The following is a 24,593-nucleotide window of genomic DNA, read 5'->3' as shown; positions in this document are numbered from 1 at the left end:
TTAACTGCTCTTCTTAAGCATTTCAAATTGACTTAGCATTTGCTCCACTGAATCAACATCCTTGCCTGAACCAGTGAGACTCGCTGTTTGTTGACCATTTGAAAGTTCAATTCTTCGTGTTGATGTTGGGTTTGAGTTAAGACTCGATGATGACTTACTACCCGAATACTGCGAATAACGCTCTAATTGCTCACGCACATAGTTCGCATTCGATGTGCCACCACCCCCACCAGCAAATGACCCAACAATATCAAGTCCATTTTTAGCAAGCCAAGACTTAGAAGCATTTTTATAACCATCGCCAGACTTAGATCCGTTCAAAATGCTTTGCGCAATTTCAGTCGCTCTTTTATCGTCATAACCCATGGCTTTAAGTTCTGCTTCAACTCCACTTTGATCGAATGCTAAGCGTGTTTTCTCGCCTTTTCTTGTTGCATGAATTCCGCCTTGTTGCGCTTCCAGTGCTTTATTCCAAGCTTCGGTAGATGAAAGAGCTTCTTCGCGAGCAACTTCACCCATGCGGCGATAAGCACTTGTTACACCATTTGAAACTGTTGAGGCGTGGGCTTTTGCTGCTCTGTCCATTTCTGCATAAGATTTGACGACGGTTTTTCCAGCCTCATCAACTGTGGTAATCATTCCAGCTGTTGCAGCTGTAGACTTTGCTACGGCGATTTGTCCTGCATCACCCGACAACTCAGCGGCTTGCATTGCTTTTGTGTAAGCTTGTTGAATTCCTTCAGCTGTAGCCTTTCCACTATCTCTGATATTAATGAAATCCATCATTGCTTGTTTAGCAGCAAGTGCTAAGTTTTCTTTAGTTTCAATTCCAAGTCGCTTAAAAGAAGCTGTTACAGGATCAATATCATCGGGTAACTTCTGTGCTTGCATTTTTATTGCAAATAGCCCTTGATCTACCTGTGATGTTGAAATTACCCCTTGGTCACCAAATTCTTTGAGCTTGGCTTTTGCCGCATCTATCTCAGCTTGTGATTTCGCGGTTTCTAGCCATTTAAGCCACGCTTGGTAAGTTACATCCCCTGCTTGTTTGCCAGTCACCCCAGCTTCGCTTAACTTGTTTTTAAAACCATCCAATTCCCCACCAGTAGCAGAAAAAGACTTGGATACTTTGTTCAGTGATGCATCAAGATCTACATCAAATATCTTTGCAGCAGCGGAAGCTCTGGAGTAAGCAGACTCAGCAACCTTACCTGATCCTGTAGTTGCATTATTAAGCTCTGTAATACGAGTATTACGATTATTGCGAAGCTCATTTTCTTTAGCATCTATAGCATTAACGGAGTTTTGAGCAGAAACCAATGCATTTAAATCACCTGTTCGCTTGGCTTCCTCAATCTGCTTATCCACTAATACGCGCTCTACTGCAGCCTGCTTTTGGTATGCAAGAAGCTCTTCATCTGCCTTTTTGACGTTATCTTTAGCAACTTTAAGAGCCTCTTCTTTAACCTTGGCATTTTCGGCTGCCTGCGCTGCGCTTTCACCTGCCTGAACAGAAACCTTACCCGCTTCATCAATTGTGACGATATAGCCCTTGGTTAATAGATCAGCTTGCATCACGCCATCCATTACGCCACCATTGGCTTTAATGGATGCCTCAGCATAGGCTTGGACGGCTTTTAGTTTTTCATCCTCAGTAACTTTTTTCCCTTCAGCTTCTGTTTTTTGATCCGCTAATAGTTGGTTTAGCTTTTCTTTTGATAGAGCGATAGACTCTTGATTCCCTTGCTCCTCTGTTTTACTAATATCCTTGTAGGTTTCAATTACAGCCCACTTGTGATTCTCAGCAAGTTTAGCGGCTTCGCTACCATTTTTTTCAGCCTGAGCAAACATCCGATCGGATGCATTCAAAGCTTGTTGCGCTAAAGTATCAAAACCCAAGAAACCTAAGACTTGTGAACTAAGCGCATACAAACCACCTGATAAAAACTGAATTCCAGATAAGAGTAGTTTTAGACCGATATTAAAACCAGTTGCTATATCGCTAATGGCTGCAAATGCCATTCTTAATGTATTCAGCGCAACCTCAAGCCCACTAACCTCCTCTTTTCCGCTCAATAATGCAGCAAAAAGCGGAGAGACACTATCAAGAGCTGTGGTAAACGCACTCCAAATTGTCTCCTCGAGTGTAGCAACGTTTGAAATTAATGATTTTACAGTATCATATGCATCACTTAATGTTGATTTAAGTACATTAATTGTCGATGGATCAATGCTTTGTAGTTTATCTCCAATCCAAACAAAACCTTCACCAATATCATCAATAAATATTTTGAGGTTTTGGATGTTATCCGCAAGCATTGCTAACCACTGAGCAACCTGTGAAGATGTTCCACTTGCTTGATCCATCTTGCCAATCAGGATTTCCCAACTAGTTGAAATGCGTTGTAATGCGTTTCCGATTGTTGTTGGGAATTTATCGTAATCTGCTTGTACTGCCGCTGACTGACTTTGAATTGCCTTAACAACACGCTCGGCTGAGAGCTCTCCATTTTCAGCCATTTTACGGAGTTCACCAGTAGTGACATTCAATCCTGATGCCAAAGCCTTAGTTAAACCTGGCGCTTGCTCCATGATCGAGTTGAATTCATCCCCACGCAACACACCAGACTGTAACGCCTGAGCTAATTGTGTGATTGCCGCTTCACTTGCCTGTGCTGACCCACCGCCAGTTTGAATTGCTTGGTTAATCGTTTTCGTTAAATCTAATGACTGTTGTTGTGTAAGCCCCATTTGCTTACCAGTGTCATTAATCTTTGTGAATAGCGTACCTGTGGCTTCAAGTGAGCTATTCGTTGCAAGGGCAACCTGATGTACACCCGCCATCGCTTGAGCAAAGTTACCGCCATCTTGGGTGGCGATATTGATGCGTGCTGATAAGTTGGTATAAGAATCGGCTGTTTGGGCTAATTCCTTAACACCAAAACCAACACCGAGAGCAGCCATTGCACCGACTAATGCGTTTGCGGCAAATCTTGCACCACCCATTCCTTTAGATAAAGTTGATACACCTGAGTTGGCTTTTTCTGCCGCGGAATCAACTCCACTTAATTCATTTTTTAAACGTGAAATTTCTTGCTCAGTAATTTTGGTAACACGAGCAATTTCTTCCGCTGGAAGTTTGCTATTTTTTTTAAAGTCTTCAAGTTTTTTAGTTAGGTCTGTAATTGCATCATTAATTACAGTTGGTGGTCGAATACCTAATGCACTGTAGATATCGTTTCCAGCTTTCTTTGCACTATCTGCCGCCTTATTTGTGCTATCTGAGACTTCATGCATTGCAGATGATGCTTTTGTTTGAAAATCTTTAAAGGCTATTTGGGTTAAGGATAGTGCATCCTCAAGCGCTACAACTCGATTGCTCGCCTCATTAAACTTTTCTAAAGGTACTGCACTGGTACTTTGACTCAGGTTCTTTAGTTCAGTTGTAGCTTGCTGTAATTCTTTCTCAAGCGTACTTATCGAGTTTGCACCCAATTGACTAATTCGTTCAATCTCTTGGGATGAAACAACAGCACCATCACCCATACTTTCAATAGCACGGGTTGCATTCTGTGCCTCAGAAACCACATTATTCAAATCCACTGATGTGAATTTTTGAACCTCGGCAATTGTCTTGCTTGCGGCTCTATCAACACCAGTCATTGCATTTCTTGCTACAGATTCGTAAGCGCCAAATGCTGTTTCAACAGTTTGAATTGACGACTTTAGGTCTTCAACACGATTTATTGCATTTTGTATATCAGCTGGTGAAGCATTTGTTTGAGATAGTCGTACCAGTTCAGCTTGCGCCCCTATCAGCTCTGATTTTAATCCGCTGATCATTTGCTGACTTTGGGTTGACATATCGCGCAACTGTGTTGCACTAATCGCACTTTTATCACCAAGTGATGATATTTCCGTTGTTGCTTTTGCCAGCTCACCAACCAAGGCATCTATCTTTATTTTTTCAGCTTCTGTTTTAATGGTCTCCAAAACAGATCTAACGGTTGTTTCAGATTGTTTTGCTGCGCTAATTAAACCCTTGTTATCACCATCTAAAATGAGTTTAAATGTTAGATTTTTTGACATGAGAACCTCAAAATTTAGGCAATAAAAAACCTCCATATAGGAGGTGGTACGATGATTAAGTAGTAGCTTTATTTTAAGGCATATAAAATTGCCGCCACAGAAAGTCCTAAAGCGCTTAATGCTAAGACTAGAAGCGCTACCCCTTGTAACAAACCGACACGATCAGCACCTTTTGATGTCATTTTTCCGCCTACCTTTTTATTAGTTTTTCCAAATATATACACATACAATTGCAGTCAATAAAAGTGCAATAAATCTCCACGCTTTCATTTTGTTGATCTCCGTTAGACACCAATTAATTAATTTGATAAAATCTTCCATACAGATTTACTTTCCTCTTTACTTCTCGGTTGAGTGGAATCCAAAACCCCGATGTTTCCGCATTGGGGTTTTTCTTTAGGTAATAAAAAAGCCGAACTAAATAGCTCGGCTTTCAAAGTAAAACTTGTGAGTTGTGCTTGATATCAATTCAAGTTGTAGTGGTGCGGTTTACAACTTTTTCTAAATTCTAGATATTAAAAACCTCCCGTAGGAGGTCCTCTAAAATAAGCAAATTAAGATTTCACAATTTTTAAAACTTTCCCTGTATTTGAACTTTCAAAAAGCATCTCAAAATTAGGACGAAGCACTTCACCTTCAAAAACAATATGCTTAATTCGTTCGTGGGTTTTGGCTTCATTTACAACAATATCATCTAGAGTCGCTTCGACCTCATATTGCGATCCAAATTGATCTTTTACATTAATTGCTAGCTTATTCATAAAAACACCTTAAAAACAAATAAAAAAACAGCCAAGGCTGTAAACAAAAAATTCAATGATTATTAAATTTGTACTGCTCACTGAATACAGACAATATACCCTAAAAGTATTAATCTTAGAAATATTTCAAAACCATAACTCTGGTTATGAGAAATTAATTGAGAGTTTTATGATATAAATGTTGCACTTTTTTACATTTTCCTTTTGGGTTTTATATGAAAAACAATCACACATCAAATGATTCAGAATCAACTACCTTGGGCTGGAAATTTATAGCCATCGTTGCGGTTTTAACATCAGTCTTTTTCACTTTTTTATATTTAGCCATGTCTAGTGAACCAGACTATATGCCTAGTCAAAAGCAAAAAGTAACGAACGAGCATAAACAAGTTACTACTGTGCCAAATACAGAAAAATCTTCATCTGAGTAATTTGAAGTTTAAGTGTATTTAATTAGACCTCCCTCGGGAGGTCTAATTAAATTATGATCTAAATCGGTAACTTTTGCTGATAATTTCCAGTTATCCAGTCAAAGCTTTAAAATTCATTATTCCACCACACTCCCACAATGCTTACACTTTCTAGCATCAAAACGAATTTCCTCACGACAATCTGGACACTGAAGCAATTGAACACTATTGCTTTGATGCAATCGATTATTAGCTTGCTGTGGTCGATATAGCCTTACATTGCTACTACTACAAGAGCTACAAACTTTAGTCTTTCGATTAAGAAGCCAATACAAAATACCCACTGGAAAGAAAAGCAAGAGTAAGACGATCAACACCAAAACACTCCCTTTGCTTTTGGTTGCCCCAACATGCCCACAAACTTGACACTCAACTGTATGACTCAGAATCAACGCTCCCACTGGATTCTAAATACTTTACCTTCCCAAATGGTTACGGTGTATTTTAAGTTGTCGATCGTGTAGTAATAATCAGTTAAAAACATTAGCTTTCCGCGCGAATCACGCGAAGTGTATTCATTCTTAGATTCGGGTCTTCCAAGCTTTGAAAGCATTGATCCAACCGAATCATCATAAGTAACCAATTCTGTTGAGGTGCGAATGCTTCTCGCATCTACCGCATAAGCGCTTACCGTAGTAAATCCAAGCAACAAGCTAATAAATAATATCTTTTTCATAAAACCCCCACGTTTTAATCAAAGAATATCTATCGCCCACTGAATAATCAATGTGAAAATTAACCTTTCTTCACTTCTTCAGTGTATTTTGAATACGCTTTACTATCAGCATGATATGAAACACGCATAGCACTACCAAAGCTTAGAAGTGAATTTCGCTCATTGCGTTGAGCTGCTTTTAAGTATTCTAAAAATGTGCCGAAACTATAATCTAAAATATCTTTATGTCTATGACCTTTACTGATTAAAAACTGGAATGAGTCGAACCAAGTTGTTTCTGTTTTTTCTTTTGTTTTTTTAGCATCTTCTTGATCGAAATAAGCTTTATTCACCACCAGTACTTCAGAGAATATTGAGATAAATTTATCCGCATCTGTGTTCATGATGCTGAGAAAAACATCAGTGTCGAAATTGGTAGTGAGCGAACAAAGCATTAAAGCGGAGGTTTTATTTTGCTTTATAACCGACTCAGCTTTTTCATCCGAATAATCTTGTTTTAATTCTTTTCTGATAGGTTCTGCAAATTGAGACCATTTATCTAAATCTTTCACTGTGATTTGATTGATTTCAATATCTTCTTTTTGAATAGTTCTGTTTGATGCGAGAAAGAATTCATTCATATTAAAACCTATTAAACTGGCACAAAAAAGACGCTTATGCGCCCCATGTGCCTGTCATATAACGTATTACTAAACTTTGAATCGCTCAATACCACCAAATGGTCCAAGCACTGGATCTAAAGCTTTAGTGTTGTCCATAAGCGCTTCGGCTTTAATTGGGTATTCCGCAAAGTCTTCATTGATAAGATCAAATTCTGTTTCCGGGCTGAACTGCAATCGCCAAAAATCTGCAACAATCTTATCGCCTTGGTAAGTATCCACCCCTTTAAACAAGCCTGCATATTCAACCCCAAACTCCACAGCAAGCACACTTCGCTCAATAGCGCCTGCTGTTCCTGACCATGAAATGTTTTCTGTGATAGCTTCATTAAAAGTGACTGTCCCATAAACCAAATCCAAACTATATTTACTTGGTTCGATGGTTGTTGCTGAACCTGATTTAAAAGTCACTTCTTTTAAATTGCGATAACCTAAGTTGATCATCTCACCCGCTTTTACAGACCCGATTGATAGATCTGCAATGGGTTTTTCTTCTGTATCAGCAGTCTGAGCACTAAACAAAATATTACGGTTTTGTTTTGAAAATTCTTCAAGTGTTCCGCTTAACTCCAACCCAACAGCTTTGCGCAAAACCGCATCCTTCGCGCGGAACCCATATCGCGGATCAAAGTGATCTTTAGTTTCAGCTGTAATTTTAACTTTCAGATCAGGCATAGGACCTGCTGAAACATAATTACCAGCAACACCATTCGTGATTTTGGCAAGAAAGAATTCTCCTTGCAGCGAAATTAAGTCAGGATTATTCGCCATTCGCCTTCACCTCTTTACTTTGTTTAGCTGAAGCAGATGGCTTCACTTCTTCAATGATTTTATCTGCTAATAATTGTTTGATTTGCTGATCAGTTAAGCCACCAACGACCTCACCAACAGCAAAACGCCCTACAGGTTGCAAGGCGGTATATTGTTTTTGCATGTGTTTGTCCTAAATAAATCGTTTCGATTCAAAGAAAACTGTTAAATATGCGAATCCAGGTGAAAAGCCCTCTTTCACATCGACAAGTGACAGTGGTCTGCAGCTTGACTTGGGTTGCCAACCACTAAGCAAAGTTATGACTTCTTCAAGTAAATTGCCTGCTTCATCTGTTACCGCAGAACCATCGACCATTTGCGATTGAGCATTACGACATGCAACAGTTACAGCCCAACGCAAACCAAGCAAATTCACTCTAGAGTCACTAGAGTTATCTGACTTAGCAATACGTTGAAAATTCACATGCGCGGATGGTGTAATTTGCGACATTTCAGTGACTTTCACCGAATTTAATGGTGTGTAAATTTGCTTAAAAGCTGAAATCTCTTTTAGCTTTTCGGCAATCTCACGGCGTACAGCGAAAAATCAGCCATGTATGTGGTTTCCTATAATGTCTAAAATTTCTTTCTCATCTTCGGAATTAATCCCAAGATAAGCCCTAGGCTCCGACTCTACACTTTTAACTTTTCGCCATTGTCCAACTACATTAAAAAGCAAATAACCCGATCGAGCTGTAGCCTTGAACCCAAAGTGCATACTTTCCGCATATTCAACATTGGTCCCCCACTCAACACCATTCGACAATACATTGTGAGTTAAGCTGTTCATTAATCGATTAGTATCTCTTAATGTTTGCCCATTTTGCTCCTTTGCTCTCCATGATTGTTTCCACGGATTGCCATCTGGATCGTGTTGATCTACAAAGCGCATCTGAGTAGATGAAACTCCATAAGCGCCAATCTCATCATACATTTTCGATGTATCAAGATTAATAATCTGCTGTAGAGCTTCAATAACTGAGCTTTCTTCACTTGTAACTTTGATTGCTACAGCCATAATCACCTCACTTTAAGCTTGGCATCATATTTAAAACATCATCACCAAACACACCACCTCGATACGTTGTACCGATTGGCATAGTTGCAGGTGAGTTTTTCGGCTTCTCTTCAGTGACTTCATTCTCTTGATTGAGGATATTAAGTACAGCTTTACCATCAGCAATACGCTTCAAAAAATCAATTTCAGCTTTATAGCGATTCTCTACTTCTTCAGTAGGTTGCTGAAAGTAAAGGCGGTATCTTGCGATATTGCATGCGATTCGCTGTAGAGTACTTGGAATGCTAGGAAGCGGTAAGCTGTACTTTACCGCCACATAACTATCAATTTCCTCTGTCGCATCCTGCAAAGCTTCTGCAATCGCCCCATCAGGTAACATTGATTTCAGATTTTCAACTTCATTACCAAATCGCTTAATCAAATCCTCTTCAGTTGCGTACATAGATCACCTATTTGGTTGCTGTTTCGACCTTTTTAGCCTCAGCTTGAGCCTTTTTTAGGTCTGCCTGACTAGTAGCTAAAGTTTTTTCCAAACCTGCAACTTTTGCTACAAGCTCAGCAACTTCAGCTTCTGCTTTTTCCTTACCAGCAATCAAAATCGTTTCATTAACCTTAAGCTCAGCAACTTCAGCTTCAAGTTTTGTTAGTTGGGATGCATTGGTATTGGCTTTAGGAGTATCTAACTCCACATCCTCTGCAATAGCACCAGATACTAAAAGGGCTTGAAGTTGTTTATCTTCAAGCCCTTTGATTTCATCACCTGGTCGAAAATGACCAAGCGATTGTTTTGCGATGAACTTTGGCATTTTCTACTCCTTAAACAAAGCCACGACCACCAACCAAACCATTTTTATTGTTTGGAATAGCTAAAGGTGATGATTCAGCAAGTATTTGAATACTTGATGGGTTCTTTTCTTGCCATTGGCTCAAATAGAATTCTAAAGCTTGGCCAAAAGCCTCTACGTTTTGAATAGCACAGTGCGCGATCCAACCATTGGCATCTGAAATCAGGCCAAAGAAATCTTCAGGAATAAAACGCTCAGATGCACCACCGCCAATACTGTGTTGTACGTCATACGTCCAAATTTCAATATTATCTACAGTGCCACAGAACTGCGGTTTATCTTTATGATCAAATGTTGGTGTAAGTGGAACACTAATACCCGCATACGGCGCAATGAACTTTTCTTTAAATTCAGGGTCTTTAATCATTGTGTTGTAGACTTTGGATGTCGTCAGCGCCATTTGTGGTGATGTACCTGAATGCTCTACAGATAAATCAATCATAGCCTGCCAATCATCCATGACTTTTGCACCAACCTGCCCCCATTTAATTAATGGAGAGAAATTACAAGCAGGATTACGCTCATAATCAACTTCATACTTTGGGAAATCCGCTGATGCAAAAGTGGTTTTACCATAAAGCAATACATCACGTGCAATTAGCAATTTTCGATTTTCAATCGATTGACGCAAATACAAAGCTTTCTGAGCTTGATCAATCAGCAATAAGTCTGCATCACTTAAACGGTTAGAGCCAGTTGCAACCACACCGAATTTACGCAATTGCGAAATTAAAGCTGTGTTTTGCACTTCGCTTGGCATGACAGTCATCATTGGTTTTAGATAGGCAGGCTTTACGAATTTTACGTTACCAGATTCACCTACTTTGATTTGACGACCCGCAGCGGTTGGTGTAACAAACGGTGCTAAAGGTGTTGCTGTATTTAATTCACCAATAGGTACTGTGTCTTTAGTGTATGAAACACGCTGAGGAAAGAAGCGATCAATTAACCATGGATCAACACGCTGAGTGGTATCCGTTAACAGAACCAATTGAGGGATATCAAGCAACTCAATTGGTGCATTTTGAAATGTAAAAGTTTGACTCATGATTAATTACCTACCACTTTTCGTAATTCGATTTTATTTCTCAATGCTTGAGCTCGCACTGAATCCATTTGTGCGGCTGTTAAAGCAACGCCTTTTACTGTAACTACAGCAACATCAAATACACCCTGTACATAAAGTGGCATTTCAAGATTGTTAGTAGCGTGATACGTTGATTGCTCCATTGAAAAATCAGCTACAGAGACAGCATTCCAATCGCTCAGCACATCGCCTGTGAAAGTGGGATGAACAACCTTGTTGTTTTCATCAACAAGTACCAGATCACCACGTAAATAAGCCACACCTGTTGTTGGTTTTGCGTTCTCGGTACGAACGTTGTCACCAACAACAAGTTGCTTGACAACAATTGTTTCTGTGATTGTTTGACCCATGATTATTTCTCCTCCTGAGCTGCAGCAAATTTACCGAATGCCTGATCCAGTGCTGTACCTTGTCCGCCTGCATTAAATTGCTGTTGGTTGTTTTGATCACCCGTTGCTTGGTGCTGGAATAGGTGTGCTAAATGCGGTGGCACAGTATTATTTGGCTGTTGACCTGTGGGTGCTGGTTGACCACCCGCGAACTGCTTCATTTGTTGCGACATGAATGCAAAAGAAGCGTCATCCATATTTGTATATGATGTTTTTTCTTCTGCGCTAAATTGTTTATTCAAAGCAGTTTCTAAAGATTTAATATCTTCTTCACGTTTATTTGCTTTGAACTGTTTTAACTCAGCTTGAGCTGCATCACGCTCTTGCTCAGCCTTTGCCTGTGCTGCTTTCGCTTGTTCTAATTCGGTCACGTTTGTGTCCTCTTTGCTAAATTGTTTTGGATCGTGGCTTGCTGCCACGGCGTTGGTATTGTCATCAGCACCTAAAGCACAGAAAGACACTTCACGGATTCGACCACCACGGAATACTGTGATGGGTCCTTGGAGTAACTTTCCGTTTACCGTCACAGATGCATCTGCTTGGATTTCTTCAATGCTAGATGGCTCAATTCGTACTGACATCTGCCAAGGGAAACCATCATCCGAGTCTTGAGCCACTTGAGTACCAAACTCATTACTCATTAGGTCACCTGAAACAGTTAAACCTGTCTGATGATCAATGGAGTGTGTATTGATAGCCCCTGCTCGTTGGCTTGATCGATGCTCAAGTAGTGCGGGGATACGTCCTTTTAGTTGCATAGAATCCAAATCAAAAATGACTCGGCTCCAATACCAGTGGTCAGTAATCGGCTCACCACTGTATGCGACACCCGAGAATGTTCGTTTCTTTTTACCTTCCTCAGCACCATCAACACTCAGTTGCCCGAGTTGAAAACAATACTGGTTAGGCTTTTCAGCTTCAGGCATTTTTCATGCTCCAATAAAAAAACCACCTAAAAGGTGGCTAGATTTACTTTAATTTATGGGCGTTTAGGTGGCTTGGATAACACCGAGCACAAGGCTTGAACCAACATGCTTACTCTTGATGGCACACCTATTACTACAATCTTTTTCTCGCAACCGCACGGGCTATAACCATTGCCATTACGACCATCTAAACCACGGCGACATGATTCACATTTCTTTGTCATTTAATTCACCAGTGCTTTTAATGTATAAACTAATTTGCTGTCACGCGTATCAATTGAAACCACTTCAAATGACAAACCAATCTCAAACAACACACCCTGACCTGCATTTAACTTTTCAAGATCAATACCCAAGCCTTTTGCATTCTCAATCTGAATAATGATGTTTGAGTCAGATCCACGCATAAGCATAGGTGCATTAAGCTGAATTGTTTGCCCTACTTGATATGAAGCCACCTGTTGAAGTGTTGCGACACCTGTCACCATTGAGCTTGAATTATTCGATACAGCTTGGATTTGATTTAACCCATCCTGAACCCATTGCTTTAAAACATCCTCAGCAAGATTAATAGCAGGCTTTTGAATATATGCTGTTAATTCCGCATCATTGCCCTGCACGTAATCAATCAGTGTCTTAATTGCACTTGGTCTGATATTTGGATCAAGTGGGATTACTGTATTTGCAATCGTGTCAAATAGGTCACGACTTGAATCAGTCATTGGCGCAAGCAAGCTTGTTAACTCCTTACTTGCGGTCCATTCCGCTTTAATTCCCTGTTTCTGATCAAGCAAATACTCTTGTTTCAAAATCGAGTCTGCAATCTTTTGATCGACCACAGTTTCCATTTCACCAAAAGTTAAAGGGCTTGTAGACCATCCAGACTCTTCTGCAACTTTTGGCAAATCTTCATCTGAGGTAATGCCGTATTTCTTCGCCTGCGCTTCTGTCAGAGCAATCACAGTGCATCGGCACATAAACCCCCACGGCGGGTAATACAGCAACCAAAACGGGTCATCTATGTGTCGAATAATGCGATTCAACTCTAAATGACTTGGGCGAACGCGAGAATCATCAATAGCAGAATACATAAGATAAGGGCGTTTATCTTTATTCCTTTGATGTTGTTGCCAACGACCATGCCCATAGGCTGTTTGAATATTGGTTCGGAATACATTCTTTAAATATCGATCACTCAGTACAATCTCATTCTCAGCAACCAATTTCTTAAAGTCGTTGTAAGTACTACCATCGGCAATTGATTTGTTGACTGCCTTAATAACAGTCTCTACCTGTTCAATACTCGATAAAAACCCGACGGTTGTTGCCAACTGTCGGGTCTTCAAATCCATCGAGTAAAATTCATCAGGTAGTACTATTTTTCGCTCATGTGCAAATCGAAGTGCTTCAAGAAAAGTAACTGGTTGCATTTACTTGCCTCCGCTTGCACTCACATAACCCAGCACATCTGCTGCATATAAAGCACGTTCTAAGTTTGCTGTGAACTGAGACTGTGAGGCACTTGGTATCAATTGCATTAAGTTGAATGCTAAATCCTCAGGTGATTCACTTGATTGAATCAGCTCATTGACTTGCTTCTGATCCAACAATTCAAACGAACGCTGCCCGTCGGTAAGCTCTTCAACCTCCTGCTGCTCTGGTGAGAGTTTCTTGGTACTGGCGGCAAAGCTAAAGGCTCTTTGTGGGAGGGCTTTGAACTGTGTATTAACTGAAACACCACTTTCATTCATTTTGAAGTGCTCAGCCTTGATGCCATATGTTTCCATAACATATTGCTGATTAAACTCAACTCCGAGATCCTTTAATTTTAAATCACGGTTAACGACATCAACATTAAGATCCTGCTCACCACCTAGAATGACTGTGTGCTTTTCAAAATTATTCAGGAGGCAAATTGAATCGATAATCTCTTGAACAGTTGGAGTAATCATTCGCAGATCAGAGTTACGCTTATCCATGCGTACTTCGTTGTGCACCACCCCAAGCGCCTTACTACCACCCCCATCATTCTCAGATGTCATGGTTTGACCTAAGACGACTTTTTGAATCCTTTTGGTCATTACCTTATCAAATGCTTCAAAAGCTGAACTACCAGCACCTGAGAAGTTTGTACCTACAGTATTAACATCATCCTCAGAATCAATTGAAATTACTGACTGAGCATGAGCATTAAGTAATGCGGTGGTCATTGCATCAATATCATCTTGATTTCGACCATCTCCCCCCACTTTACCCACCAATAACGGCGATCCGAAACGCTCTAAGAACTTCACCCAAAACTTGGTACTGTTGGTTTTAAAGAACCATAGCCAGTAAAGCTTAGAAAGTAATGGATCACCGTATGGCTGTTTAAATGTCGGTTTGCGTCGAGTCAAAAAGAACTTTAAGGGGTATGTCTTAAATACATCAATCTCTAAACTCGACTGAGGTTTTCGGAAAATTAATTGTCCATCATTTTTCGGCTCAAACCATTCAAGAGGCTTAACAACTATTTCACTCAAAGTAATACGACTTTGTAAATCGAAAGCAAAGACAGCCTCCATGACTGAATAACCGTATGGAAGAGCCTCCCATGCACCTGACACAATCTCAAAATGCCATTTGGTTAATAGCTCTTTAAGGAATAAAGTCTGTTCACCATGATCTTCAGCGAATCGCCACGGCGCATTCAAAACTGAATCTAGACGTGTCTCCATGGCTTGAGAAATTTCATCATCTGCCAATAGCACTGAGAGCTTTTGTCGAGATAGGCCCGCAGCTCTTAAGACTTCATCAATGTCAGCTGCACGCCCCATAGAAAAAGCAAGCTTCTCAACTGCAACTTCTGTCATTAAACCTGCTGACTTAGGTTTAGTTTTTTTCTGCTTTTGTGATTTAGCCATATTGCTTTACCTAGGTATAAACACGAGAACCACCACCGCCAGGACGAACTCTTGTTGGTGTGCTCTTAATCAATGGTTGTAAGCCATAGCGAATACCATCCATATGATGGTTATTCAGGTCCAGAATCTCAGGAAGTACGTCACCAGCTCGATTGACCTTATAGGAGTACAGCTTGAATTCTCTTGCTGTCTCTGGACAATCAGGATGAATAACGATTTGCTTGAATTTCTTCATATACGTCACACCATCCTCTACAGATCCCGGCCACTTATCAGCAGCCTTGATCTTGAAGCCCTGACGCTTCATATAGCTGATCGTTTCAGGACGTGAGTTATCAGCTCGGATTTCATGTGTCCGTGCACCAGGTACTTCATCGAATAGATTTGGTAGATGGTCAATTTCACAGCCCACCTGATGTGCCTCATTACGAATATAGAGAATGTCGTTATGTATAAAGATGCGATTGAGTGTGGTTGGATCTTGCGAGAATCCCCAGTCAGATCCGTAATAAACCTCTGTCCAATCATCATCTGATTCAAATTCATCAACGACATAGCGACCAGAGAAAATAATCGCCTGACTAAACTCAAGATAAGCACCATGCCACACATGTTCGAACATGGACCATGCATTCTCATCACCAGCAGCTTGCATACGAATAGCGCGCTTACGGTCCTCTTCGTATTCATCAAGTAAGGTCTGAGGTGCAAATGGATTATTGTTGATGTTTACTTCAATAACGATTGAATCATCTGGAGCAAACTCACCACGTAAAAACTCATCAATCGGATCATCCTTTGACTCTGGGTTCCAAGTCGCCCAGATTTGCGAACCTTCGGCACGCATTGTCGGACGCAATAAACGTAGTGATTTGGCTGAGAGTCGATTCGCTTCCTCAATCCATGCGATCTTAAATCCTTCAAGTGACTTGATAGAGTCTGCCGTATGATCTTGCATACCTTGGAACAGGATAACCCCTTCACCACCTTTACGCTTTATCAAGTCACGTTGCACATCAAATAAATGCGATACGCCTAAGGCTTTAATCTTGTCTTCAATGAGCTGCTTACTTGAGTATTTAATTGATTTCTGGATTTCACGAATACATACGGCACGTAGATCCTTATCAACTACACATTCTTCTACCAACTGTTCACCCACAAAATGTGATTTACCAGATCCACGTCCACCATATGCTCCTTTGTATCGAGCAGATTTAAACCATGGTTTAGACCAACGTGGAGTTTTTATTCTAAGCTCCACGCCCAGCCCTCCTAATCGACAAATTCTCGAATAATCTTGATCTCTAAATCTGCACCGTCTTTACCAGTGTGCTCAACCTTTGTGGTTCTACCATCAGTCTCTTGTAATGCCAGTTTCAAAAGACTTTGTTTAGTTTTTTTGTTTTTCCCCGAATCGTCATACATCTTTTGCATTTCCTTCAATCGGTAGTACTTATTGGCAATCGGAATATCAATTAACCCTGAATCGAATTTTTCACGTGTCTCTTCAAATAACAGAACATATTTTTTACTGAGATTTTTTCCACGGCGTTTAGTTGGATCGTATAAAGCGACCTGGGATCGATCAATAATCAAGTCAAATTCTTGCTTCACAAGATCCGCAACCTCTTGAGGGGTATCACGGCAGGCAAGAGACTGAACTATAAAGATTTTCACAGGCTCTTTTAGTGTTGCCATAAATACCTCTTTGTGTCGCTACGTGTCGCAAGATAGCCAAAAAAAAGAGCCTTTCGACTCAATTAATCACACATGTACCACAACAAGCAGAAATACTCTTTTCAGACACAAACGGCGCATTCTTTGCAATTTCCAATAATCGTTTAACATTTGCATCTGCGCCCCATCGTTTAGTCTCACCGAAGAACACTTCCACGTCATGCCCAGCTAAATAGTGCTTTGGTAAGCCAGTCACATCACTACAGATAGGCTCACCATCTTCATCACGCTCAACACCAATATGATAAAGCTCATGCTCAATCAAACGGCAAAACTCAACATCATTCGAGTTTTCACAAAAACTTGCATCCACAGTGATTAAGTACACTGGCACAAAACCGAACCAATCCCGCATCTGTTGTTCTTGGCGAGCTTTCTTCCATCCGCCTTGATTGAACATTACTTTTTCGCACTGACCCAATACCATTCGCTTTTTAGCCACGGCGGCGGATGAAGCCCAAGCAAATGCTAAAAAGGTTTCATCATCATGTAAGAGTTCCGCAATATGATCGTGATCAGGATTATGTAGATGACCGCCAACAGTCAGCCAATTCGCAACAACCCATTCTTTTAAATCAGGTGCAGGTTGAAGTCGTATTGCTTCTTCTTCCTCAGCCTGATCAATAAAGTCAGTCGGTGGGAATGGTCTGATTTGGTCCATATTTCACCCATAAAAAAAACCCACATACAAAATGTGAGTTTTATTAAATCATTTAACTTTCGAACTAAGGATACTTCTGTTTTAAAATATCTAGATCATCTAAAAGTTTCTTTCCTTGTAGCAATGCTGCTTGCGTACTGATATAAGTTTGCTGGTCATTCTTATTAATACTGTAATCTGCGAAATGTCGCTGCGCCTTAAGAGTTTTTAACTCTCGACTAAAGCGACTGAGAGTCAAGTCCATATGTGTACGTTGAAGCGCCAATAAACAGCTGGTGTACTTTTCATGAGAGTTCCCCTCAGCTTCATCTATTTCATCAGGAAAGCGTTGATCTATCCAATCTCGTGTAGCTAAATAGACTGCATAATAGGTACGCCCAACTACAGTACGGTTAATTGCCTCATTTTCTTCTGTATTTGCATCATGTAAATTTTTAGCAACGATATAAAAGTCTTGAACATCCATTTACGCAACAATCTCACCTTTTTGTACAATTGCAGTACTATGTTTAACATAGATCACAACTTTCTCTATTTGCTGTTGCTCTCCGTCATTAGCTTCTGCATACCATGCCATAATGACATCTTGTAAATGGCTGTTAAAGTCAAATAAGTCTTTAGCGTTATCAATTGCTGTATGTACAGTTATGATTAAATCTTGGGATTCATAATTAAAGAAAGACTGAGTTTTACCGTTATATTGTGCATAAAACTCTTGATAAAATAATGCCATAATTTTTCTATAAACAGGCAAAGAAACACCCAGCTGTTGAGTTTGGCGCACTCTCTCATACACACCATATTTACCAAACTCTCTTAATTTTAAATCCAATTGAGCATCATTATGTGAATCTGTAATAAGGTACGTAGACACCATATGTTCTAATAGAGCATTCAGCTCTTGAATATTCTCAAATTTTTGCTTCAACGCTGATAGGTAGGTTGTAATAAAAGCATCGATATCAGCTGTCTCGATATAAAGTTTCAGTAATTTTTCCCATGCAAGGTAAGATTGATTATTAGTCAATTTCAATACATTCTTCAATATATCAACTGCTATATCATAATGATTATAGTAAGCCTCAATACTTGATTTAAGACATTGCGCTTGTATAGGGTCATCTACTGCCAAACTTCTAACAATATGAATTAATTTTCTTTTTTTAAACTCTTCATTTTTTAAATTTTTTTTCCCACTTTGCCCTATTGTATCATTTAGATACTTAATATCAGGAGCGGGGTTTATATGACTCATGGGGTATACCCTAAATGTGAGAAACACTATGAATGAATAATATAATACCGTACTTTAAGCACCAAATACAATTTACGCAAATTTAGACTTCAGAACAACCGAATTAATTTAAAACATGCCTCTTCAAATTCCTCAACCACTGACTCGAAAAATTAGCTTCAACCTGCAGTGGTCCATCTGCCTGAATTTTATATCTTGGTGCTGACTCTATTCGTACAACGGTATAACCCATCTCTTCAGCAACATCATAACGATCCATGCTCCAAGCTTTATTTGCCAACTTGCCTTTACGACCACCTGACCATGGCCCACCTGATATTTCAACTAAAATTCTGTGCTCAATTAAATGAAAATCAAAACGCCAATGCTTTGTAGACTCAAACTGAAATGTCTTTTCGTATTTAATTTCAAATAAATTTAAAGCATGTTCAAAACTCTCAAATGCTTCTAAATATTTTTCAGTTGCTTTGGGTAATGGTCTAGTTCTAGGTTTTCTTTTTATTTCAGATTTTTTGGTGAGTTGAGTGTATTGGGATGGATCCATGGTTTTACTCAATAAAAAAAACCTCCCGAAGGAGGTTCTAATTTCTCAAAGTTCAAGTTTTGAAACTTTTGAGCTAATGACTTTCCAGCCCATTCCTTCTTTATTCTCAATAATTATAGAATCTTGCAAGGATGGGCCAGCATTCGGATCATCCTCAGCGAATTTTCCAGACGTAATTTTAAATAAATTGTTACTTAGTTGCTTAAATTCACTAATAAATCGGTAATTGATGTGTTTATCTACATCTTCACCAAACGGATAATCCCCAGTAACTATATATGGTCTATTTTTTGACATTTTAATTACTTGAGTAAGAGTCGCGTAATATGTTCCACTACCACCTGCGCAAGCTTGATCCCCAGCCCACAGCACGAAAAACTCATTTTGCCCCCAATTATCGATATCTTTATTTATCACATAAACATCATTAATAGTGGTTTGAACTTTACCATTCTCCCCCTTATTAAAGGTTGTATCACAAGCTATTGAATTAGCATAATTTTTCACAACATTCAAAGCTTGATTTTTTTCAATTACATCTGAGCCCGCATGTACTTGAAATGACAAAACCAAACCTAACAAACTAACTTTAAGTTTCATTATTATCCCTATAATTAATTTAGAAACAATAAATTATCAACTTAGCTAAGCAATATCAATCATTTATCACAAGTTTTAAATTCCCAATACGCTCTTTCAATTTGATCATGATCCCATCAATCGCTATCAACTCACCACGAGTCAATCCAGTTCTACTCAATGTCTGATATTTAGAAAGCTCATCGCAACAGAGCTTTAATTCTTGTTTTGCTTGAACTCTGTCTGTCATAACTTACCGCCCTTGCCGCGCATACTTACGACGTTTTGCTTGGCTTACTCGATTTGGTTTTGATTTGTACTTTTTTGGTTGAGTTGAGCGCAGTACGCTAGATAAAGAATTTAACCCATCAGCTGCTTGATTCAATTCTCTTGAAGTTAGAGATTCAGACATACCGAAAGCAGCCATAACCATTCCCAATAATCGACGCATGCAATTCTCCAAAAAATAAACCCCGAACAATGTCAGGGAAAATGTCACCACATTCCTATTCAAAATCATCTATTTGATAGAAAACTTTGAGTAAAAATATCAGCGGTTTTGTCAAAAAAGACAAAGGAAACGTAGCGAAAGGTGTTTGTTTAGCTTTATTTTAAGCAATAAAAAACCCACAATTTAAGGGAAAATTGTGGGTATCAAATTACATAGGCGATCGGGGCTGACCACCTATACCAAGTATATTACTCGGAATTAAACATAGAGAAAATAGCAAATTAAATAAATTTAATACCAAGGCTATTCCGTAGAACCTAAGCTATAGATTAGGTATTTATTACTTAAATATTGAATATTTTTCCATTTGTAAAAAAAGTTGCTATATACTAATCAATATAAGACCAATAAATGAATAAGAAGACAGCGCAAAATAAACCCTGTAGATTAGGAGAAACTACAGGGTCTTTTTTTGAGCTAAAGGCTAAGACAAACATAAAAAAGAAAACAAACAGCGCAATTAATGCTAGTAAGATTTATATTCTAATCCTGAATCTAAAAATGAGCAATACTATTTGTAGTAAATTTCACATTAATTCAACTTTACTATATTTTACTCACATATTTAACCAGCTTTTAATTTTCCCAATGCCCTGTTTGTCGTTAACTCCACTCCTGACTTTTTCTTAGAGTATGAATAATATGACTTGTTTACCTGCTTTAACTGAATAAGCTACAAGATCAAAAAAAGGACGTGGTGATCTGCCACATCCCTGCCTCAGATTACGATATTGATCAGCTCGGCAACTGATCTACCGCTACTCAACACGACAAACATTTCAAAGTTAGCTATTGATCTGCTCTGTGTCTTTCAACTCCATTTTGGCGGGGAGTCACCCACAACTTAAGGCTCTGAGGCTAACTCAATGTGTGACGAAATCACATTGGATTCAAACCGATTTATACGGCTGGTTTCTGCATCCCACCGTTTGCGCTTATAGCTGAGCAAATTGCACAGCGTCACAAATCCAAGTTCTTTTAAAGCTAACGGTCTTTCATGAGTCGATCCTCAATTGATCACTTGTGTATGTCACAAGCACCTTTATAAAATTCTGACAACAAAAAGCCCACACTCAGGGAAGTGCGGGCTTATGAGTATATTATTCTTATATATGTTGATTTATACTAGGCATAACACCACAAGTGATATTGATTATCATTTGCATTTAATACCAAATTCTCTATTTTAATATCATTCTTCAGTATTAACATTAAAATTGAGGTTTAGGCTCGTTTTTTCATCTGTCTAGCTCGTCTAATCAACCCTAGTACTTCTTTTCTCGCAATTATCTCATCTTTGGAATAAGGCAAATTATTAATTAATTCATCAATCGACATTGAACTATGTTCGATCAAATAGCAATCTTGATCAGTAGTCCAATTAGTGAGAGGTATTTCCGATTTTTTACGAGGTCTTTTCATGCCTACATTTTATCAAAATTGGTGTGATAAAAAAGCCCGCATAATGCGAGCTTTTATAATTCTAATTACATGAATTAGATTACTGTAATACCACTAGCTTGTAAGCCTTTTTTTCCGTTGGTAACAGAAAATTGAACGCGCTGACCTTCAAGAAGCACTTTAAATCCACTGCTTTGGATTTCACTATAATGAGCAAAAACATCTTGACCATTATCTGTTGCGATAAATCCAAAACCTTTAGTTTCATTAAACCACTTAACTGTACCAGTGCTAATATCTGACATATATACTTCTCAATGAATAAATAATAAAAGAAAAATATTTTTATAATATAAACAGTTTTTAATACGAAGAAATCTGAACTACGAAATTAAATCAGTAAACACTAAAATATTTATTCTCAGACTATCAATATACATTAACCCATAACGAATAGCTAGGTAGTTAAAAAATCAACTTATAAAGTTGATTTAATCCAGTGTAGAAAGATTTTCCATCAATATTCAATAAACATTCTTGTCCAGATTCCAGTTGGATTTTTTTTCCAACCTCTACAAGAGTGACACCATTAACATTATTTTGTTCGCGCTTAAGAGGAATAACCTTAACCTCAATTTGCTCGCCATTGTTTGCCTTAGCAAACATCCATCCATTTAATAAATTCACAATATACTCAATTATTTGAGCTTCAGTAAAATGTGCGAAATTTCATTACGATTAACATTATGAATTAGAATAACTTCGTATAAAAGTTAATTCTCTAAAATTTTACATCAGCATATTAAAAAAAATTAGTGAAGTTGATCATTTCATCAACTTATTTACGAAATTAACCATCTAATTAATATAATTTATTTTAGTTCACCTCTCCCGAGGCAATAACTAAAAATATTAAATATTGTACTATCAAAATCAATAAAAAAACCTAGAAAGCATTTAGCGATCTAGGCTATAAACACTAAAACTCTTCGTGGTAGCGGGAGCTGGATTTGAACCAACGACCTTCGGGTTATGAGCCCGACGAGCTACCAGACTGCTCCATCCCGCATCAACGAAGTGCCTTTATACGCCCTTATACTTTAGATAGCAAACTATATCTAAGAATATTTTAGAAACTATTCTAACCTCTAAAATTAGAATTTCACGATAAATCATTATTTTTATCAAATATACCTAAGACTTAATAAAGTAAATTTATAACGGGCAATAAAAAAAGCCCACTAATAGCTGCGGGCTTCCCAGATCGGCATGTTGCGGTCTCATGCTCTGCGTTAACTGTTCAAGCTTTAAATCATTTGAAGGGAATACGCTATTCCATCTAGCAACTTAAACACTACCGTTTCGCCTACGGATTCGATCAACTAAAGCCTAACACAGTTTTATTGATTTTGTATAAATTATTAATATTTAATTAAAAATAATAAAATTTAAATAAATGCAACCCCAATAATTTATATTTGTCATTTTCATGTAAGTCATTAAATAAAATTTTATTTTTAATGTTCAATGATAACAAAGGTCGACTTATATTTTTAAGGTAATCTTAATATATTTTGTCGATATATACCAGTTTCAACTCACATAACTCCACATGATGCTCTCACAACACCCCTAATGTAAGTCTATTTGTAGTCTAGTATGACTACTCACTCGTTAATTTAGGAAAATTGAAATGTCATTTAAAATTTTTTCACAATCTACAAAAGGTGTAATTGCAAACTCAACTGCAACGCCATCAGAACCACCTAAAGAACACTCAGAGTCAACACCGAAAGCAACACCTGGTTCTACCCCTCCTAACCCCAATAAAGATAATGAGCAACCGAACACAACCAAACCCAAATAGTACGAATTTTAATAAAAACATAAAGGTGAATTACTATGAAAATAGATCATGAATTGAAATCTGAGAAAGCACTTAAAGACACTAATCACTTAGATTTAAAACAACCACAATCCCAAAAAAATTTTCTTAATAGGTCTGATTTCAATAAACCTTTCCCGAAAGGCGCTCAAATCAGTAATGGCAGAATATTGCCTTAATTAACACTTTCAGCTCCTAATACCTACTTCTATATATTTAAGGTATTAGAAGTTGCGAGCTATAAAAAAGCCCACATTTCTGTGAGCTTCTAGCTGTTTCTAGCTGTTTCTAGCTGTGCAACTTACATACTTCGTGCACTATAAATCAAATTTAGCAAAGTAATGACGGCAAGTCAAATTCAACCCGTAATATGTGAGCTTATCTTGAATCGTGTTGCCACCCGCACAAGACCTAACGTTCTATCTCTAGTCACAGCAAAACGAGACAGATCGTAGAATTTAGCTATCTGTTCTTCCGAATATGCATTTACATGATAATCAATCATGATTGTTAGCCATTTTTTAACCTTTGCGTTTTCAGTATCAATTAAGTGATTAACCATATCTTCGATAGCTTGTGCTTGATCATCAGTAATATTACAACGTGGCAATGATCGCCTACGCTTGTCACGCATCACACCATTTGCTATATCAATTAATCGCCCCATTTGATTGCCATACCCTAAATGCTCATAATGACAATCAAGAAGCAACCAAGATCCATATTGTTCAAGCCATTGCTCAAGTGTTTTTTGCTCCCAATCTATTGCTACCGTAAAGTGCTTCTTAACCATCGCATTCATCCCAAATCACCCCACCATCTGCCTAATTTCTTCAATCGCCTTACCGCTTTTCACTTGCTCAGTGCTATACCGATACACTGAATAACCCAACGCTGTAGCTGAGTTATATTTTTCCATGTCACCTAAATACCCCTTACCACTCGTATGCCTTCCTTTTCCACCAAGCCAAATCCCTCCCTCAACTTCAATCAATATCTTTGTACCTGTCAGGTGAAAATCTGCCCGCCACTTCCGCTCTAGATTAAATCTAAACTCCTGCACAAACTCGATCTTGTAAGCTTTCAAGTGCTGAATGAGAGTAGATTCACCCTTACTCACAGTTTTAGCTTTTTTAACTGATACTCGACGCTTTACACGCCGAGGTTTTAGGTAATTTGCTCTGTAATCAGCGATTGAGATTGATGTCACTATCACCTCGTTTAATCAAAGTGAAACACCCGTAATTTCCTACAAATTTTTGACCACTATCATCGACAGCTGCGACTACAAGATTCTTAATATGTGTAACTCTTAGAGTACTGGTTGGTAGCTTCCAAGCTTCAACGTCATGTTGAACACTATCACCAACATGGAACGGGTTAC

The 24,593-nt window shown here is 38.6% G+C and carries 34 protein-coding genes and 1 tRNA gene; 3 read left to right on the top strand and 32 right to left on the bottom strand.

The window, feature by feature from the left end:
- Window positions 1-4,089 carry a tape measure protein gene (locus EXE09_RS06315; protein ID WP_228257173.1) on the bottom strand — a complete coding sequence of 1,363 codons (4,089 nt, stop codon included), beginning with the start codon at window positions 4,087-4,089 and terminating at the stop codon, window positions 1-3.
- A gap of 554 nt (window positions 4,090-4,643) precedes the next feature.
- Complete coding sequence (locus EXE09_RS06310; RefSeq protein WP_068974371.1) at window positions 4,644-4,850, bottom strand: hypothetical protein; 207 nt, start codon at window positions 4,848-4,850, stop codon at window positions 4,644-4,646.
- Between the two features lie 215 nt (window positions 4,851-5,065).
- Between EXE09_RS06310 and EXE09_RS06305 the strand changes: the two genes are divergently transcribed.
- Window positions 5,066-5,281 (top strand): hypothetical protein, encoded by a 216-nt coding sequence (locus EXE09_RS06305; RefSeq protein WP_068974372.1) that lies wholly within the window; start codon window positions 5,066-5,068, stop codon window positions 5,279-5,281.
- Between the two features lie 427 nt (window positions 5,282-5,708).
- Here the strand turns inward: EXE09_RS06305 and EXE09_RS06295 are convergent, their stop codons facing one another.
- The 27 genes from EXE09_RS06295 to EXE09_RS06180 form a co-directional block, all read right to left on the bottom strand.
- Window positions 5,709-5,996, bottom strand: coding sequence for a hypothetical protein (locus EXE09_RS06295; RefSeq protein ID WP_068974373.1), 288 nt, complete (start codon window positions 5,994-5,996; stop codon window positions 5,709-5,711).
- A gap of 59 nt (window positions 5,997-6,055) precedes the next feature.
- The gene (locus EXE09_RS06290; protein WP_087554255.1) at window positions 6,056-6,616 is read right to left on the bottom strand and encodes a hypothetical protein; all 561 of its coding nucleotides are present in this window, start codon (window positions 6,614-6,616) and stop codon (window positions 6,056-6,058) included.
- Window positions 6,617-6,685: 69 nt separating this feature from the next.
- Window positions 6,686-7,426: a hypothetical protein gene (locus EXE09_RS06285; protein WP_130116698.1), complete on the bottom strand. Its 741-nt coding sequence runs from the start codon at window positions 7,424-7,426 to the stop codon at window positions 6,686-6,688.
- The gene (locus EXE09_RS18755; RefSeq protein ID WP_165382045.1) at window positions 7,416-7,589 is read right to left on the bottom strand and encodes a hypothetical protein; all 174 of its coding nucleotides are present in this window, start codon (window positions 7,587-7,589) and stop codon (window positions 7,416-7,418) included. The genes EXE09_RS06285 and EXE09_RS18755 overlap by 11 nt, the downstream gene beginning before the upstream one ends.
- A 9-nt stretch (window positions 7,590-7,598) precedes the next feature.
- Window positions 7,599-7,991: a hypothetical protein gene (locus EXE09_RS06280; protein ID WP_130116697.1), complete on the bottom strand. Its 393-nt coding sequence runs from the start codon at window positions 7,989-7,991 to the stop codon at window positions 7,599-7,601.
- Between the two features lie 21 nt (window positions 7,992-8,012).
- A complete protein-coding gene (locus EXE09_RS06275) occupies window positions 8,013-8,483 on the bottom strand; it encodes a phage virion morphogenesis protein (RefSeq protein WP_130116696.1) in 471 nt (156 codons plus the stop codon).
- 7 nt (window positions 8,484-8,490) lie between these two features.
- Entirely contained in the window at window positions 8,491-8,925 is a 435-nt protein-coding gene (locus tag EXE09_RS06270) for a gp436 family protein (protein WP_068974378.1), read from the bottom strand.
- A 7-nt stretch (window positions 8,926-8,932) separates the two neighbouring features.
- Window positions 8,933-9,289: a hypothetical protein gene (locus EXE09_RS06265; RefSeq protein WP_068974379.1), complete on the bottom strand. Its 357-nt coding sequence runs from the start codon at window positions 9,287-9,289 to the stop codon at window positions 8,933-8,935.
- 10 nt (window positions 9,290-9,299) lie between these two features.
- A complete protein-coding gene (locus EXE09_RS06260; RefSeq protein ID WP_130116695.1) occupies window positions 9,300-10,376 on the bottom strand; it encodes a major capsid protein in 1,077 nt (358 codons plus the stop codon).
- Window positions 10,377-10,378: 2 nt separating this feature from the next.
- On the bottom strand, window positions 10,379-10,765 hold the full coding sequence (locus EXE09_RS06255) for a hypothetical protein (RefSeq protein ID WP_130116694.1): 387 nt from the start codon (window positions 10,763-10,765) through the stop codon (window positions 10,379-10,381).
- Window positions 10,766-10,767: 2 nt separating this feature from the next.
- A complete protein-coding gene (locus EXE09_RS06250) occupies window positions 10,768-11,730 on the bottom strand; it encodes a hypothetical protein (RefSeq protein WP_130116693.1) in 963 nt (320 codons plus the stop codon).
- Between the two features lie 53 nt (window positions 11,731-11,783).
- Entirely contained in the window at window positions 11,784-11,954 is a 171-nt protein-coding gene (locus EXE09_RS18750; protein WP_165382040.1) for a hypothetical protein, read from the bottom strand.
- Window positions 11,955-13,160 carry a phage minor head protein gene (locus EXE09_RS06245; RefSeq protein ID WP_130116692.1) on the bottom strand — a complete coding sequence of 402 codons (1,206 nt, stop codon included), beginning with the start codon at window positions 13,158-13,160 and terminating at the stop codon, window positions 11,955-11,957.
- A complete protein-coding gene (locus EXE09_RS06240) occupies window positions 13,161-14,633 on the bottom strand; it encodes a phage portal protein family protein (protein ID WP_130116691.1) in 1,473 nt (490 codons plus the stop codon).
- 10 nt (window positions 14,634-14,643) lie between these two features.
- Window positions 14,644-15,897, bottom strand: a complete 1,254-nt coding sequence (locus EXE09_RS06235) for a PBSX family phage terminase large subunit (protein ID WP_068974386.1) — start codon at window positions 15,895-15,897, stop codon at window positions 14,644-14,646.
- Window positions 15,898-15,908: 11 nt separating this feature from the next.
- Complete coding sequence (locus tag EXE09_RS06230) at window positions 15,909-16,334, bottom strand: DUF2280 domain-containing protein (protein ID WP_130116690.1); 426 nt, start codon at window positions 16,332-16,334, stop codon at window positions 15,909-15,911.
- Between the two features lie 58 nt (window positions 16,335-16,392).
- Window positions 16,393-17,034, bottom strand: coding sequence for a putative metallopeptidase (locus tag EXE09_RS06225; protein WP_130116689.1), 642 nt, complete (start codon window positions 17,032-17,034; stop codon window positions 16,393-16,395).
- 64 nt (window positions 17,035-17,098) lie between these two features.
- Window positions 17,099-17,500 carry a hypothetical protein gene (locus EXE09_RS06220; protein WP_130114456.1) on the bottom strand — a complete coding sequence of 134 codons (402 nt, stop codon included), beginning with the start codon at window positions 17,498-17,500 and terminating at the stop codon, window positions 17,099-17,101.
- Window positions 17,501-18,289 (bottom strand): hypothetical protein, encoded by a 789-nt coding sequence (locus EXE09_RS06215; protein WP_130114457.1) that lies wholly within the window; start codon window positions 18,287-18,289, stop codon window positions 17,501-17,503.
- A 103-nt stretch (window positions 18,290-18,392) separates the two neighbouring features.
- Entirely contained in the window at window positions 18,393-18,833 is a 441-nt protein-coding gene (locus EXE09_RS06210) for a hypothetical protein (RefSeq protein WP_130114458.1), read from the bottom strand.
- A gap of 45 nt (window positions 18,834-18,878) precedes the next feature.
- Window positions 18,879-19,433, bottom strand: a complete 555-nt coding sequence (locus tag EXE09_RS06205) for a hypothetical protein (protein ID WP_130114459.1) — start codon at window positions 19,431-19,433, stop codon at window positions 18,879-18,881.
- 55 nt (window positions 19,434-19,488) lie between these two features.
- The gene (locus EXE09_RS18745; RefSeq protein WP_165382044.1) at window positions 19,489-19,662 is read right to left on the bottom strand and encodes a hypothetical protein; all 174 of its coding nucleotides are present in this window, start codon (window positions 19,660-19,662) and stop codon (window positions 19,489-19,491) included.
- 3 nt (window positions 19,663-19,665) lie between these two features.
- A complete protein-coding gene (locus tag EXE09_RS06200; RefSeq protein ID WP_228256866.1) occupies window positions 19,666-19,863 on the bottom strand; it encodes a hypothetical protein in 198 nt (65 codons plus the stop codon).
- Between the two features lie 1,284 nt (window positions 19,864-21,147).
- Window positions 21,148-21,345: an acyl-CoA thioesterase gene (locus EXE09_RS19010; RefSeq protein WP_130116688.1), complete on the bottom strand. Its 198-nt coding sequence runs from the start codon at window positions 21,343-21,345 to the stop codon at window positions 21,148-21,150.
- A 74-nt stretch (window positions 21,346-21,419) separates the two neighbouring features.
- The gene (locus EXE09_RS06190; RefSeq protein ID WP_130116687.1) at window positions 21,420-21,629 is read right to left on the bottom strand and encodes a cold-shock protein; all 210 of its coding nucleotides are present in this window, start codon (window positions 21,627-21,629) and stop codon (window positions 21,420-21,422) included.
- A gap of 160 nt (window positions 21,630-21,789) precedes the next feature.
- On the bottom strand, window positions 21,790-21,990 hold the full coding sequence (locus tag EXE09_RS06185; RefSeq protein ID WP_130116815.1) for a transposase: 201 nt from the start codon (window positions 21,988-21,990) through the stop codon (window positions 21,790-21,792).
- 326 nt (window positions 21,991-22,316) lie between these two features.
- Window positions 22,317-22,393, bottom strand: a tRNA-Met gene (locus EXE09_RS06180).
- A 624-nt stretch (window positions 22,394-23,017) separates the two neighbouring features.
- Between EXE09_RS06180 and EXE09_RS18740 the strand changes: the two genes are divergently transcribed.
- Window positions 23,018-23,191, top strand: coding sequence for a hypothetical protein (locus tag EXE09_RS18740; RefSeq protein ID WP_165382043.1), 174 nt, complete (start codon window positions 23,018-23,020; stop codon window positions 23,189-23,191).
- A gap of 35 nt (window positions 23,192-23,226) precedes the next feature.
- Window positions 23,227-23,388: a hypothetical protein gene (locus EXE09_RS18735; protein WP_165382042.1), complete on the top strand. Its 162-nt coding sequence runs from the start codon at window positions 23,227-23,229 to the stop codon at window positions 23,386-23,388.
- Window positions 23,389-23,567: 179 nt separating this feature from the next.
- Here EXE09_RS18735 and EXE09_RS06175 read toward each other — a convergent pair whose 3' ends face one another.
- From EXE09_RS06175 to EXE09_RS06165, 3 genes are all read right to left on the bottom strand, one after another.
- Window positions 23,568-24,011, bottom strand: coding sequence for an antiterminator Q family protein (locus EXE09_RS06175; protein WP_130116686.1), 444 nt, complete (start codon window positions 24,009-24,011; stop codon window positions 23,568-23,570).
- Window positions 24,012-24,017: 6 nt separating this feature from the next.
- On the bottom strand, window positions 24,018-24,419 hold the full coding sequence (locus EXE09_RS06170; RefSeq protein WP_165382041.1) for a hypothetical protein: 402 nt from the start codon (window positions 24,417-24,419) through the stop codon (window positions 24,018-24,020).
- A partial coding sequence (locus EXE09_RS06165; RefSeq protein ID WP_130116684.1) for a hypothetical protein occupies window positions 24,397-24,593 on the bottom strand: 197 nt, incomplete at its 5' end. The genes EXE09_RS06165 and EXE09_RS06170, both read right to left, overlap by 23 nt.

This window comes from Acinetobacter sp. WCHAc060025 (genome assembly GCF_004209355.1).
Taxonomy (GTDB): Bacteria; Pseudomonadota; Gammaproteobacteria; order Pseudomonadales; family Moraxellaceae; genus Acinetobacter; species Acinetobacter wuhouensis.
Note: the sequence above shows the minus strand (reverse complement) of the source record. Positions and strands in the feature narration are given on the sequence as shown.